This is a genomic window from Campylobacterota bacterium (genome assembly GCA_040752835.1).
In the GTDB taxonomy this organism is placed as follows: Bacteria; Campylobacterota; Campylobacteria; order Campylobacterales; family Sulfurimonadaceae; genus Sulfuricurvum.
The window spans coordinates 437,575-451,107 of record JBFMGG010000007.1 but is presented as its reverse complement, the minus strand read 5'-3'; the positions used below and the strand labels follow the sequence as shown (position 1 = coordinate 451,107).

Genomic DNA, 13,533 nt, shown 5'->3' with positions numbered 1-13,533 from the left:
TTATACTCTTCCAAAACCTGAAAGTATCAACACCGTGGACTCCTATCAAAATCTCGCCCTGCTGGAAAATCTCTATCGTCTCAAAGCGCTCGGATACCGCTACGTCGACCCCCTCGTCCCCAATTTCCAGACTCCCGCCAATACCCTTCCCGACTCGCTTGCGACGCTCAAGGAAACGGTCGGAAGCTGCTACCTGTGCGATCTGAGCAAATCCCGCCGACAGAGCATGAGCGGATACGGAAGCACCCATGCGCAGGTCATGTTCGTCGACGCTTACGTTTCGGCGGCCGAAGACGAATCGGCGGAATACTATACCGGACGTTCGGGGGCGATGCTGCGCGACATGATCGAAAAGGTCCTGATGCTGAATACGGAAGAGGTCTATTTCACCCATGCGGTCAAATGCAAGCCGTTCGGCTTCCAGCAGCCCTCGTCCAGCGAATGCAACAGCTGTCTCCCCTATCTTGCCCGACAGATCGAAATCGTACGTCCGCGCATCGTCGTCGCGCTGGGTCCGGATGCATACGAACTGGTCACCCGCGAAAGTGAGGATTTCGAACGGGTGCGGGGAACAACCATCGAGATGGGCGGGTATTCGGTCATTCCGATGTACCATCCTTCGTTCCTCATCCGCAATCCCTCGATGAAAAAAGAGGCCCTGCGCGATCTTCAGACCATCAAGGCTTATCTTTCATGAAAACGGTCTTCTTCCTCATCGTCTGGCTGTTTGTATTGGGCGCGGCCCACGCGCAGCCGCTCACGATTGCCAAAACGCTCGAAATTTCCGATGCTTCGGCGAACACCGTGCCGCCGGTTTCTCCGGTTGCCAAAATCGCCGTCCTCTCCGCACCCAGAGTAATCGGCCGCTATTCGCAATCGATATTCAACGTCGCTTTGGCGACAACCCTGGGGGTAACCCCTTCGGGGTGTGAAATGCGCCATTTCACCGTCCCGGACGAATCGCCCGAATCCCTGCGCAAAGCGCTCGACGAAATCCGCAAAGAAGGAATACAGGCCGTTCTGGCACCCCTGACTTCGGCGGGGACGAAAAATCTTTTGGGTGCGGACACCGGTCTGGCGATTTTTGTCCCCACCGTCCACAAGCGCGATTTTCCCGAGGCATCGCAGAACATCGTATTCGGCTCGATCGACTACGTCCGCCAGATCGAAGCCCTCCTCCCCCATATGTCCGATTCGATCGCCGTATTTTATGACGACTCTGCGGTGGGCAAACAGCTCAAAGCCTCGACCGAAGAGGTTTTCGTAGCCCATAAAGGGGCCAAAAAAACCTTTACCGCCTACCCCGTCGATCCCAAGGGGGACAATATCGTCTCCCATCTCTCCCGACCGGCCCAATTCCATAAAAAAAGCGTCATATTCCATGTTCCCGTCGTCAAAAGCTCGCTGCTCGCGGCCCACATGACTTTTACGGGGGTTAAAGAGCGCAATATCCTCTCCACGCAGATCAACATCGATCCCAATCTGCTGCATCTGACGCAGTATCATGACCGCAAAAACATGATCATCGCCAATTCCCTCGTCGAATTTCCTCCCGGAATCTACGCGTCCAACGCGCTGATGAACAACGATATCGCCTTCGACTGGGTCCATTACGCCTCCAGCGTAGGGATCGATTATCTCGTCGCCAAGCTTAACGGGACGCCACGCTCTTATACGATGCGCATCGTCAACAACCAGGTGATCTACCCGATCGAACTTTTACGTCCCAAGGAGTCCGGATTTGAGCCGCTTCGACCCTAAGCTGCTTGAGGGAGGGCTTTTCAGCCATCTTTCTGTACAGCAGATCGAAAAAATTGAAGCGATCAGTTCCCTCAAATGCTACGAGAGCGGTGAAATCATCTTTTACGAAGGGGATGAAAGCCGCCATTTTCACCTTCTGCTCGAAGGGGAAGCGAGTATTTTCAAAACTTCCGCATCGACCGAAACGATCGTCGTTCACCGCTTTCGCGCCCCTTCTCTGATCGCCGAAGTGGCGACCCTCAAACAGGTTCCTTTTCCCGCATCCGCCGAAGCGGTCGGCACGGCGGCCGTACTCAAAATCGAACGGGAACGTTTTCTCTCCCTTTTACGTGAAGATCCTTCGTTGAGCATTACCATGATCGCTTCCCTGACCCAAAAAATCGGTGCGCTAGAAGCCTCTTTGCAACGTCACAGCGCCCCGAACGCCTCGGCCAAAGTCGCACGACTCATACTCGAAGATGCCGACGCGTTCCGACGGCTCAAAGGGATCGAAATCGCCGCGTTGCTCGCCATCACCCCCGAAACCCTCTCCCGTACCCTTAAAAAGTTCAAAACCCTCTCCCTGATCTCGTATCAAGAAGACAGGCGGCTGTTCGTCGACGACCCCCGCACGCTGCAGGGTATCGCGGATAATAATTTTCCTTTAAGAGAATCGCTGATAAAGTAATCCTATCTGCTTTACAAAGGAATTTCCATGGCAAAAAGAGGTATTTCTCTCCTCAAGGGGATCGAAGCACAAACCGTTTACGAACTGCTTAACAAAGCTTACTGCGACGAGTGGCTGGCCTATTATCAGTATTTTATCGAAGCCAAAGTGGTCAAGGGGCTGATGAAAGACGCCGCCATCGCCGAGCTGACGCAACATGCCGCCGACGAACTGCGCCATGCGACAATGGTCTGTGACCGTATCATCCAGCTTGGAGGCACCCCCGCGCTCCATCCTTCCGACTGGCTCAAAAACAGCAACTGCGGTTACGACGCGCCGGAAAATCCCGACGTCCGCAACGTTTTGCAGCAGGCCATCAAAGGGGAACAATGCGCCATCAGCGTCTATTCGAACATTCTCGATCTGACGCGCGAGAAGGACATCGTCACGTACGACATGGTCTCGCAGATCCTTGCCGACGAAGTCGAACACGAAGAGGACCTGCAGGCTCTGTTTGATGACATTCAGGATTTTATCGCCGAGTTCAAAAGCTAACCGATGCGGAGATTGTTTTTTCCTCTGCTGATGCTCGTTTCGCTGGCACAGGGTGCCGATATTCTCCAGCTTGTCGCCCTGCTCGATCGGAACGATACCGAAACATTCAAAGCACAGGTACAGACGCTTCAGGATGCCAACGCGATGCGCGGCGACAATAACAAGACCGTTTTGATGTATGCATGTTGGGTCGGCAATGACGAAGCGGTCAGACATCTCGTCGAAAAAGGGGCCGACGTCAACGCCCACGACGCCGGCGGAGCGACCGCCCTTCATCTCGCGGCGTGGAAAAACCGTACGGCCGTCGCGCTCTACCTTCTCGAACACGGAGCGTCAGGCAGCGCGATCAGCCGGGAGGGGATGACCCCGCTGGACATCGCGATGATGCGGGAGAACCGCACCATCGCCGATGCCATCGAAAAAGCCGCTCCGAAACTCAAACCGCTTCTAAAGCGCTAGGAAAAATTCCCGCTCCGGAACGGGAATTTTGGTCATTCTTCCCGCAAAATCGATAAACACCAGTACGATCGTCATTTCAAACAGCTTTTCCTCTTCCCGAAAAACCTGCTGCAGCAATGTCAAAGAGGCCTTTTTCATCTCGACCAGCGAGGTTTTAACCTCGAGGATGTCTCCGAGCTTTGCACTTTTGATGTAGTCGGCTTCGAGATGCTTGGCGACGAAATGCCCCTCTGCGAGTATCGGGGAACGTCCCGCATCGAAGAACAGATGGCTTCGCGCCCGTTCGCAGAAATTAAGATAGTTGGAGTGGTAAACGATGCCTCCGGCATCGGTATCTTCGTAATAGACCCGTATTTTCACCTTTTGACCTTTATTGTTCGAACTTTTCGGATGCAATCATGCATTTTCTAAAATCGTAACGATATCTTCCGTCGAATAGGCTTCACCCATCCCCCACACGACTCCAAGTTCATAAGCATTGCGTGCGATCTCGGGAATCTTCTCTTTGGGGATACGGGCTTGCGCAAGGGTGATCGGGGTTCCGATCGAGCCGTACCAGCGTTTGAGCATCGTTATCCCCTCTTCGGCGCTGTTTTTCCCGAAGACCTCTTTGGCGAAGCGTTCGTACTGCGGGCGATTTCTCTCTTTGTGCCAGCTCATCCATGCGGGGACAACGATCGAAAGCCCTGCCCCGTGCGGAATGTTGAACAGTGCCGAGAGGGCATGTTCGATCATGTGGTTCGGGAAATTTCCTCCTCCGGTTCCGGAAGTGGTCAGACCATTGAGGGCCTGGGTCGAGACCCACGCGAATTCGGCTCGCGCATGATAGTCCTCCGGATGCTCGATCAGCCGGTCGGTGAGTTCGATGACGCTTTTGACGATGGATTCGACCAGGCGTGACTGGAAGCGGGGGTGATCGACGGCGGTAAAGTAGGTTTCGATCGCATGGGCGATGATGTCGGAAGCCGAATAGGCCAGGTACTCTTTGCTGACGCTCATCATCAGGTCGGGGTTGACGACGGAGAGCTTCGGATTCAGACATTGCGAACCGATCGAATATTTTTGCCTTGTCTCTTCGTTCGTTATCACCGAGTTGCCGTTCATCTCGCTGGCGGCGGCGGCAAGCGTCACGATCGTATAGACGGGGAAAGCATCTGTGAGTTCTTGCGTTCCGGTGAAAAATTCCCATACATCGCCGTCGAAAGGAATCCCGGCGGCGATGGCTTTGCCCGTGTCGATGACCGATCCGCCGCCGACTGCGAGAACGGCCTGCACCCGGAAAGTTCTCGCCGCTTCGATCCCCTCACGGACTTTCCCGAGCAGCGGATTGCTGATTACCCCGGAGAGTTCCGCACACGCGATGCCGGCTTCTTCGAGACTTTTTACAACACGCTCGTACAATCCGTTTTGTTTGATCGATCCCGTGCCGTAAACGAGCAATACTCTTTCGACGCCGTCGTTTCGAAGCCACTCTCCGATCCGTTCCTCTTTTTGCGGTCCGAATTCGATCCGGGTCGGATTATGATAGCTAAAAGGTGTCATGGAGATGCCTTGGTACTTTGGTATACGTGATTGTACCAACCTTTTACCTCCATCCGGCTATACTTTCGGAATGGACGCATTATCTTTATTTTTTTCCCGAAAGCCCTAAACACCATGAAAGCATTCATCCTTCTCTTCGTCTTGTTCAATCTGTTCACTTTTGCCCTTTTCGGCTATGACAAATTTCTCGCCAGGACCAACCGTTCCCGCATCCGCGAAAAAACTCTCTTGACTCTCGCGCTGATGGGAGGAAGCGTTGGCGCGGTATTCGCCCAGAAAATTTTCCGTCATAAAAACCAAAAATACCGAAAACTTTTTTGGATCATACTGATTGTGCAGTTTGTTGTCTTCGAGGGGCTGTGGCTCTATTCCCGAACGACTACCATCACGTTTTGAAAGAAAAAAAGGGGGCAAACTACAGCAGCGGATTGTAAATTTCAACCCGGTTGCGCCCTTTCTTTTTGGCTTCATAAAGTGCCGCATCCGCTTTTTGGAAAAGGGTTTTTTTGTCGTCGTTCCCATCGAGCTGGGCAATACCGAAGCTGAGAGTGATTTTTTCGTCGATGCCGCTAAAGCCGTTCGACTGCACCAGCATCCGGATATTTTCGGAGAGGTTGGACGCTCCGGTGATATCGGTGGAGGGGGTGAGAATCACGAATTCCTCTCCTCCCCATCGGGCGAAGAGGTCCCCTTTCTTGAGGTTACGGGCGACGAGTTCGACCATGTCTCTTAAAATCAGGTCACCCATCTGATGACCGTAGGTATCGTTAATAGCCTTGAAATGATCGACGTCGAATATGATTAGGCTAAGCGGCTGATCGTATCGGCGCGCGTTGGCGATCTCGATCCCGAACATCTCCTCGAAATTTTCACGGTTATTGATCCCCGTGAGGTTGTCTTTGGACGCTTTTTCTTCGAGGGCGTTGGTCATCGAATAAAGTTCGTCGACTTTGTATTTCATCGCCTGATTAATGTTGCGCAGCTGTTGCTTGGTCTGCTCGAGTTCGGTGATGTCGTGGCGTATCGCGATGTATTCGACAATGTCGCCGTCCACGTCGAGAATCGGTATGACGGTCGTATCGACGATATAGGTTCCGCCGTCTTTTTTCATGTTGGTGACGACGCCGCTCCAGCTTCGTTTCGCCTTGATGGTATCCCAGAGATTCTTGAACGCCTCGCGGGACATTTCGGGATGACGAATGATGTTATGCGGTTTTCCGATCAGTTCTTCGCGGGTGTATCCGGAGATTTCGCAGAATTTGTCGTTGACGTAGGTTATCACCCCTTTGGGATTGGTTTTGGAAACGATGTTGCTCAGATCGACCGCTTTTTTGTATTCGGCAAGGAGGTTGGAATTTTCGCTTTTGTAATTTTGGTTGCTGCGGATGATGCTTTCGAAATTCGACGCCAGATCGTTTGCCATCTGAAGGGTCAGCGAATCGATCTCGCTTTGCAGGGCATAGGAGAGGTTGCCGTTTTCAAAAATGACCTCTTCGATCGCGTTTTTCAGCTTGATGATGAGGGTGAACAGGTCGGCCGTGGTGACGTTGTAGTTGTTCAGAAGCTGGAGAAAATCGATTTTTGCATGGCACTCCGAGACCGTCGCACGCCATTCAATGACGCTGATGTAGCAGTCACAGAAGCGATAGAACAAATGGGTGTTTTTCTCGATTGCCGGGAGCGAATGGCGGTGGAGGACGTTTTGGACCTCGCTTTTCCCCATCCATCGTTTGATAATGTCGTTGCGGTTGATGCGCAAAAAATGCGAAAACTCTTCACTGTCGATAATTTTGATCACGCTGGCCCACTCTCGAATTACTGAATTAAATGATTATACTGTTCATTTCTGAAACTATCAGTTAACCCACGACTTTCCGCGCACGTAATCCCATACGTTGACGCGCTTGAAACGTAAGGTGACCGATTTTTCCTCACCCTTGTGCAACACGTCCAGTACGACTTCACTTCCGATATCGCCGCGCAAAAGCAATATGGCTTCTTGTGCCGTAGGCAATCCCTTTACTTCAACTCCGTTAATTGCCAAGATCATATCCTCTGCACGCAGTCCCGCTGCAAAGGCCGGAGCGTTGGGATTGACGTCACTGACGATCAAATGACCCGTCCATCCCGTCTGTATGGATGAAAACCCGCCCGGCCAATACCAGTGAATTCCCGAAAGAACAGCCATAATGCCTCCTCTTGGAAGCGGCCCCCGGAAAACGGTTTCGGTTTCTTTTGTCTCTTTCGCTTTGACTCCGGCACAATAGTCGTCTCCGAACAGGGAACCGCTGTTCGTCGCGAGATATTTGATCCGCGCATACCGCAAGACGATCTTTTTTTCCGAATCTTTAATTTCGCCGGTCACCTCTCCGCTCTCTTCGGGAATCGTGCATTCACCCGCCTTGAACGATGAATGCTTCCATGTTCCCGAGAGCTTATTGCCGCTTACTTGCAGATCGTATTTCAACTGTTCTTTTTCTGTGATCCACATCTTGCCGACCAGAGGATACGTCCCTTCGGCCTCATCGTCCGTAATAAAGTGCCGATCGGTTTCCAAAGTCATACCGTTACCATCGGATTTTAGGATGAAAGGTGTCCCGTCCGCTGAGACCCACGTCCCTTGGCGGGATGATGATTTAAGCGCCTTTTCCTGTCTGAATTCAAGCTTGATGATCTCGTCTTGAATCTTGGACGCATCCTCGGCTTTGGGAACCAAAGAGAGGTAGCGTTTGTAACTCGCAATGGCGCCGTTATAATCTCCCAGTTTTGCTTTGATCGACCCCAGGTTATACCATGCTGCCGCCAATGACGGATCCAGCTCGGTTGCCCGGACAAATTCGGCCGCCGCTTCCTCGAGCTCTGCCGGAGTTTTCGCCATCTCGATTGCCGCCACGCCGCGGACCATGTATTTTCGCGCGTCCTGAGCCGATTCCGCGGCATACGCCGCCGATACGCAAAGAATCAACACCATCCCTATGTTATGAAAAGTTTTGATCGTCATCAAAGTTTTGATCGTCATCGTGGTCCTCCCTCAAGGCTGTTTTTCGCTTCTTTTTCCTGCTGTTCAAGACGTGCCAGTTCCTGGGCGGTCCGTTCGCGATCGGCCTTGGCTTTGGCGAGAGCTTCACGCGCACGTTTGAGCGCGTCGCTTTCCCCTTTGGGGAGTTTCGTATCGGGTGCTTGCATCTCTTTTTGGGATATCTCTTTTTCCATGGCCCTAATCGCGGCATCCTGCTTCGACAGCGACTCTCTGGCGGTCGAAACGCGTTGATGGAGGGTTTCGATGAACTTGCCCAACATTTGCGGATCGTAGGTGGTCGTTCCCACGGCTTCGACCGGTTTCCCCGGTTCGGGCACGCTGGGAAGAACCGGGGTACAGTTGGGCGCGCGCAATTCCCAGCTGCGGTTCGCTTCGTTGTTGGCGATGCAATCGAGTTGAGAGCGTGCCGGAGGAACCGGTTTTAAAACGATCTGATTGGAAGGAAAGGAAGGCGGCACCCCTTTCATACTGCCGAGCAGCCCCTCTTTTTCGGCATTAAACTGCTGTTGCTGAAACGCTTTTTTAAGCGCGTCTTGCTGCTGTTGCTGTTTTAGCGCAGCCGCTTTTTTGGCCGCGGCCGCCGCCCCGTCATCACTTTTTGGACTCTTTGCCGCCCCGGTTTTGGGGTACATTCCGGGTTTGAAATAGCACGGCCCGGCGCAATCGTGTTTGTAATTGGAATTCATGCAGCGGGAAAAATAATAGGCGTTGCACTCCGACTCGGTCGGCCAGCAGTGACCCGATTGCCCCGCGTATTTCTGCAGCCACGGTCTCCAGTCGATGCAGTACTCGGCGTGAATCGGGGAAACGGCGATCATCCCCGCCGCCAACGCGGCAGCGGCTTTAGCGCGGATCATGGGCGCCGCCTTGCCGGTCTTTCAACGCTGTGGGAGGCTGGACCCCCTTGTCGTTCAGAATGTCGCACCCCTGAGCGGCATGCACTTCGATCACCGTTTGGGACGAAGGTGTGCGTACCGATACCGTCCCTTCGAAAACTTCGATCCGGCTCCCCCAGGAATGGTGGCTGAGTGTAAATTCGGTTCCCCGAACCGCGCATACCGCCGCAGGGGTTCTGACTTCGAACTTTTTGCCGAAATAGTGCTTCAGCTTCGCCTTGACATGGGCGACCCCATCGGAAAGTAGTGCTTCAAATCCCCCCTCTCCTTCACGGTTTACGCTAAAACTGCTGTTTTCGCCGACATCCACTTCGGCATCCCCGCCCGCTACAAAAAGCTTCGCCGATCCGCCCCTGCCGACATCGACCCGTTCTCCCGCTCGTAGGAGCGCGGGCGTGTCGGCATCCGAAACGACGCCGTTCCATGAACGTTTGACTTCGCCGCCGGTGGGGATGAAGATACCCTCGTTCCCTTTGCCGGACGATGCGGCTTCACGGACCGAACGGAGGAAGTGCTCTTTTTTGCGCAACAAAACCCTGGCACGTTCCAGCAGCCCTTCCGCTTCCCGCACACCCTGATGACTTACCCTCACCGCTTCGCGGGCAACCGCCGACGCATCGGGGTCTTTAGCGGTTTGAGGGTCGTTTTGGACCGCTTGGGCGACACGCAGATCGCTTTGCGCCGCTTCCAGCCGTTTTTCGGCGGAGGAAACGGCGGCCATCGCACCATCACGCTCTTTCTGCGCCCAAACCAATGCCTGCACCCCCGCTTCGGCCGCCGAAGAGATTTCGATCCAACCCGCCAACAACATTACAATCCAAAAGCGTTTCATCGATCTGCCCTTGCAACTATTTTACTCTGAGATATGTATAATAACCAAAGTAACAGAAAAACGGACAACACTCCGCAAAGGACCTATGATGACTATGACGTTAAAAGCCGCTTTCCTCTCCGCAGTTCTGCTGGGGGCCGCTCTCGCGGACGACCGATCCGAAGAGGGGCGGCGCTATCTGATACGCGGTATCGCCGCCATCGAAATGGCCAAATCGGAAAAAGAGCTCGCCGGAGCCGCCGAACAGTTCGCCAAAGCGACGCAAATCGCCCCCGATCTTGCCGCGGCATGGTACAATCTCGGATCGGTTCAGGCCAAACTCGGCCGCTACAAAGAGGCGATGGACAGCTATCAGCATTACCTCAATCTCAATCCCAAAGCCGATGACGCGCCGAAAATCCGCGACGAGATCATCAAGCTCGAATACCGCATGGAACAGGCCCAGAAAGTTGCGGCATTGGCGGGCGTGTGGATCGACAATTACGGCCGGCATTTCAAACTCGAAATCTCCGACAACCGTATTACGCTCATTTCCAGCCGAACCCCCGACGACAACGACGTCATATCTACCTACAGCCTTGTAGGCAAAGTGCCGGTGCACGTTGGCATCAAGGAAACGTTCCAGCTCGAAATGAGCGGTCAGACGCTTAGCGGCAAATGGAGCAAAGACGGTTATCAGGCCGACAAATGCACCATTCCCCCCCTTGCCAGTAATGCCGCAGGCGAGGTTTCGCTCGAAGAGAACAAAATCGTTTTGCGTCACATCGATACCAAATTTTCCGCCGCGACCCAGATCAACATATTTGACGATTTTTGCCTTGGGGTAAAAACGACCGAACAAAAAGAGGTGGAACGCATTTTCCAGAAGCGGATTGAGCACCCCGCTCCCTAAACACTCCGTACGATCGCGATTTCCCTTTGCGGGAAGGGAATCGTAATCCCCTCCCGCCGCAGCGCATTGTAAACCAGAAGATTGACTTCGTACTGGAACCTGAAAAAATTGCGGGTCGGAACCCAGTAACGCATCCCGATAACCAGCGCGCTATCCCCGAAACTTTCGATTCCTACGATCGCGGCATGTTCGGTCGAGACGAAATCGCACGCGCCGATGACGCTTTTGATCAGAGCGATCACTTTTTCGGCATCATCCGCATACGCGATGCCGACCCGCGATTCGACGATGCGATAGTTCGATGAGTTGACGATCACCTCGCCGATCATGTTTTTATTCGGAACGGTAATAAGTTCTTCGTCTTCGGTTCTCAGAGTCGTGTAGGCAAGTTTGATCTCTTCGACTTCGCCGTAAACGTTGTTGACGAGAATCGTATCCCCGATCCGGAAAGGCCGGGTAATGATGAGCGAGATACCGGCGGCATAGTTGGCCACACTTCCCTGAATCGCGAGTCCTGCGGTAAGGAAAACTGCCCCTACGGCGGCGACAAACGGAGCAATCGAGATCCCGAGTTTACCGATGGCCACTACGACCATCGCACCGAAAACCAGCAGCCTGGCGATGTTTGCGGCAAACTTTCCAAGCGTCGGATCGAAATCGTGATTTCCAAAAAAACGGATCAGTACCCGATAGATGTATTTGGATAAAAACCATCCGAGCAGAACGATAATGACCGCCCCGATGATCTGAAAACTGTAATTCGCCAGAAAATCAATTGTTCTGAGATAAAACTGCTGGATAAACGCCAACTCCCGGTCCATGCCCCGCTCCTCACTAATGACAATGAGCGATTATACACCGAAATCTCTGTCCCGCTCTTTACTCCAGCGCGGGGCAGACGCGGTTTCGTCCCTGTTCTTTGGCCTGGTAGAGCATCGCATCGGCCCGGTTGATGAGGGTTTCTTCGGTATCGTCTTCTTCGAGTTCGGCAACGCCGAAACTGCAGCTCATGTAGCCGTGTTCGAACGGATAGGCGCCGATGAGTATCCGAATCTCATCGGCCAGCATGATCGCATCGTGTAATTTCGTATGCGGAAGCAGAATGATAAACTCTTCCCCACCCCACCGGCCGACGATATCGCTTTCACGAATCCGCTTTTTTACGAGAGTGCTGACATCGACGAGCGCCTTATCCCCCATCCGGTGGCCGTGTGCGTCGTTGATCTGCTTGAAATGATCAATGTCGAAAAAGATTACCGATAACGGCGTACGTCCCCGACGCGCGTTTTTGATCATGAAACCGATTTGGTACAGCAGTGATGCACGGTTGGCAATCCGCGTCAGCCGGTCGGTATTGGCGTGACGGATCAACAGCTTGTGGTGCTGACGAAGCCGGTATAGGAAATAGACGATCATCACTGTCGGCGGGACGCCTAGGATCAGGGCAAACATGATGACCGTTTTGAAGTTGCTTTCCAGATTGATCAGATGCTGGTCCGGCAGATACGCAACGATGTACCCGACGTGCTTACGGTCAAAACTCTCCAGCGGGTTTAGCAGCATCAGGTACCCTTTACCGTCCAAAACCGCGGGGATGATACGGGGTGTACGCTGATCTTCAAAATCTTCAAAGGACTCTGAAAACACGGCATTGAGGCGGCTGAGCCACTCTTTGGTAAACAGATAGCGCCCCCTCTCATGAAGTCGGTTGTCGACAAGATAATCAGGGCTTAACGCCGAAGTTGAATAATTGGAGCGTTCATCGCTGAAAACTTTGTTTTCCACGACACTACGGCGCAAGATCAGTGTGTAATACGCCGGATAGAGGTTTTGGGCCAACCGTTTGATCGCATCAAAAGAATACGACAGTTCGACCGTCCCTACGAACCGACCTTCATGAAACAGCGGAAATACATGGCGGAATCCGTTAAAGATACGCCCTTCCTCGAATCCGCTGACGCTTCGGCGCGTGCGGTTTACCGCATCAATCGCCGGTCGTATACCCTGCAACGAGTCTCCGAATTTTTCGGGGCGGTGAAACCGCAGAAAACTGACCGAACCGGGCAGGTGAAAATGGAGCTGGCGGACATTGTGTTCTTCGAGCGATCGGTACAAACGGCTAAAATGGCCGTGAAGCTGATGGCGTATCCGCTCTTTTTGCTCATCGTCCCCGTCCGCGGCGCGGGCCATCATTTCGGTAACGCAGGGGGTGTTGATCGACGAATCGAACATCGTCCGCGCGATGGTGTCGTAGGTCAGCTTCAGCGTTTCGATTTCAACCGATGCGGTCTCGAGCCGTTTTTGGAGATAGAGTTTTTTTTCTCGTTCGTACCGATCGAGGAAAAAAAGGCTGACCATGACGATCAAAAACAGATACAGGCCGATGGCGGCAATGATATAGGGCAGAATCCTGCGGATTTTTTCTTTCATGATACGGTATATCTTCTGGTTATAGGTTAGGGAGAATGCAACATTCAGAGAAATTATAATCGATTAGAGTTTGTAAATTGTTTTGATAGACTTAATTTTTATTTAATATTTTATTCTTTATCATGGATTTATCCATTGTATCAGAATGAGGCAACCATGCAGCGCCATCAACCCCATTTCCACCGAATATCCCTTCATCAAGATACGTATTACGATACAAAAGGAAAACTGGTCGTCGACGGAGACAAACGTGTTTTTCTCTCCCATTCCGAAATCACCGTACTGGAACTGTTGCTCTATTACCGCGGCGAAACGCTGCTCTACGAAACACTTGAATACGCTTTCCTTTCGTCTGAAAACAAAAGCCGAAATGCCCTTAAAATCATCGTCAGCAATCTGCGCAGAAAGATCCCGGGGCTCCCCATCCGCTCAATACCTAAAATCGGCTACATTCTCCTGTAAACGGGTGTTTGACACCCT

At 52.7% G+C, this 13,533-nt stretch carries 16 protein-coding genes; 8 read left to right on the top strand and 8 right to left on the bottom strand.

The window, feature by feature from the left end; translation table 11 throughout:
• Positions 1-34 precede the first annotated feature (34 nt).
• From AB1763_08310 to AB1763_08290, 5 genes are read left to right on the top strand one after another with little or no spacing between them, the layout of a single operon-like run.
• Complete coding sequence (locus AB1763_08310) at positions 35-697, top strand: uracil-DNA glycosylase (protein ID MEW5832825.1); 663 nt, start codon at positions 35-37, stop codon at positions 695-697.
• Positions 694-1,761 (top strand): hypothetical protein, encoded by a 1,068-nt coding sequence (locus AB1763_08305; protein ID MEW5832824.1) that lies wholly within the window; start codon positions 694-696, stop codon positions 1,759-1,761. The genes AB1763_08310 and AB1763_08305 overlap by 4 nt, the downstream gene beginning before the upstream one ends.
• A complete protein-coding gene (locus AB1763_08300) occupies positions 1,742-2,428 on the top strand; it encodes a Crp/Fnr family transcriptional regulator (protein ID MEW5832823.1) in 687 nt (228 codons plus the stop codon). Before AB1763_08305 ends, AB1763_08300 begins: the two co-directional genes overlap by 20 nt.
• Before the next feature lie 27 nt (positions 2,429-2,455).
• Entirely contained in the window at positions 2,456-2,962 is a 507-nt protein-coding gene (locus tag AB1763_08295) for a ferritin-like domain-containing protein (GenBank protein MEW5832822.1), read from the top strand.
• Between the two features lie 3 nt (positions 2,963-2,965).
• The gene (locus AB1763_08290) at positions 2,966-3,421 is read left to right on the top strand and encodes an ankyrin repeat domain-containing protein (protein ID MEW5832821.1); all 456 of its coding nucleotides are present in this window, start codon (positions 2,966-2,968) and stop codon (positions 3,419-3,421) included.
• Here the strand turns inward: AB1763_08290 and AB1763_08285 are convergent.
• Both AB1763_08285 and AB1763_08280 read right to left on the bottom strand, forming a co-directional pair.
• On the bottom strand, positions 3,410-3,781 hold the full coding sequence (locus tag AB1763_08285) for a YbgC/FadM family acyl-CoA thioesterase (protein MEW5832820.1): 372 nt from the start codon (positions 3,779-3,781) through the stop codon (positions 3,410-3,412). The two genes, AB1763_08290 and AB1763_08285, sit on opposite strands and share 12 nt — an antisense overlap.
• A 36-nt stretch (positions 3,782-3,817) precedes the next feature.
• Complete coding sequence (locus AB1763_08280) at positions 3,818-4,963, bottom strand: iron-containing alcohol dehydrogenase (GenBank protein MEW5832819.1); 1,146 nt, start codon at positions 4,961-4,963, stop codon at positions 3,818-3,820.
• A 114-nt stretch (positions 4,964-5,077) separates the two neighbouring features.
• On the opposite strand from AB1763_08280, the gene AB1763_08275 reads away from it, so the two are divergent.
• Positions 5,078-5,359, top strand: a complete 282-nt coding sequence (locus AB1763_08275) for a DUF1294 domain-containing protein (GenBank protein ID MEW5832818.1) — start codon at positions 5,078-5,080, stop codon at positions 5,357-5,359.
• A gap of 19 nt (positions 5,360-5,378) precedes the next feature.
• On the opposite strand, the gene AB1763_08270 is transcribed toward AB1763_08275, so the two are convergent.
• From AB1763_08270 to AB1763_08255, 4 genes are read right to left on the bottom strand one after another with little or no spacing between them, the layout of a single operon-like run.
• On the bottom strand, positions 5,379-6,761 hold the full coding sequence (locus tag AB1763_08270; protein MEW5832817.1) for a sensor domain-containing diguanylate cyclase: 1,383 nt from the start codon (positions 6,759-6,761) through the stop codon (positions 5,379-5,381).
• Between the two features lie 57 nt (positions 6,762-6,818).
• Positions 6,819-7,982, bottom strand: coding sequence for a PDZ domain-containing protein (locus tag AB1763_08265; protein ID MEW5832816.1), 1,164 nt, complete (start codon positions 7,980-7,982; stop codon positions 6,819-6,821).
• Positions 7,979-8,860, bottom strand: coding sequence for a hypothetical protein (locus tag AB1763_08260; protein MEW5832815.1), 882 nt, complete (start codon positions 8,858-8,860; stop codon positions 7,979-7,981). Before AB1763_08260 ends, AB1763_08265 begins: the two co-directional genes overlap by 4 nt.
• Positions 8,847-9,731, bottom strand: coding sequence for a FecR family protein (locus AB1763_08255; protein ID MEW5832814.1), 885 nt, complete (start codon positions 9,729-9,731; stop codon positions 8,847-8,849). Before AB1763_08255 ends, AB1763_08260 begins: the two co-directional genes overlap by 14 nt.
• Positions 9,732-9,819: 88 nt before the next feature.
• Between AB1763_08255 and AB1763_08250 the strand changes: the two genes are divergently transcribed.
• Positions 9,820-10,623, top strand: coding sequence for a tetratricopeptide repeat protein (locus tag AB1763_08250; protein MEW5832813.1), 804 nt, complete (start codon positions 9,820-9,822; stop codon positions 10,621-10,623).
• Here AB1763_08250 and AB1763_08245 read toward each other — a convergent pair.
• The gene (locus AB1763_08245) at positions 10,620-11,444 is read right to left on the bottom strand and encodes a mechanosensitive ion channel domain-containing protein (protein ID MEW5832812.1); all 825 of its coding nucleotides are present in this window, start codon (positions 11,442-11,444) and stop codon (positions 10,620-10,622) included. The genes AB1763_08250 and AB1763_08245 overlap by 4 nt on opposite strands.
• A 58-nt stretch (positions 11,445-11,502) precedes the next feature.
• Entirely contained in the window at positions 11,503-13,053 is a 1,551-nt protein-coding gene (locus tag AB1763_08240) for a diguanylate cyclase (protein ID MEW5832811.1), read from the bottom strand.
• A 156-nt stretch (positions 13,054-13,209) separates the two neighbouring features.
• Between AB1763_08240 and AB1763_08235 the strand changes: the two genes are divergently transcribed.
• The gene (locus AB1763_08235) at positions 13,210-13,515 is read left to right on the top strand and encodes a helix-turn-helix domain-containing protein (GenBank protein MEW5832810.1); all 306 of its coding nucleotides are present in this window, start codon (positions 13,210-13,212) and stop codon (positions 13,513-13,515) included.
• The last annotated feature ends 18 nt before the right edge of the window (positions 13,516-13,533 follow it).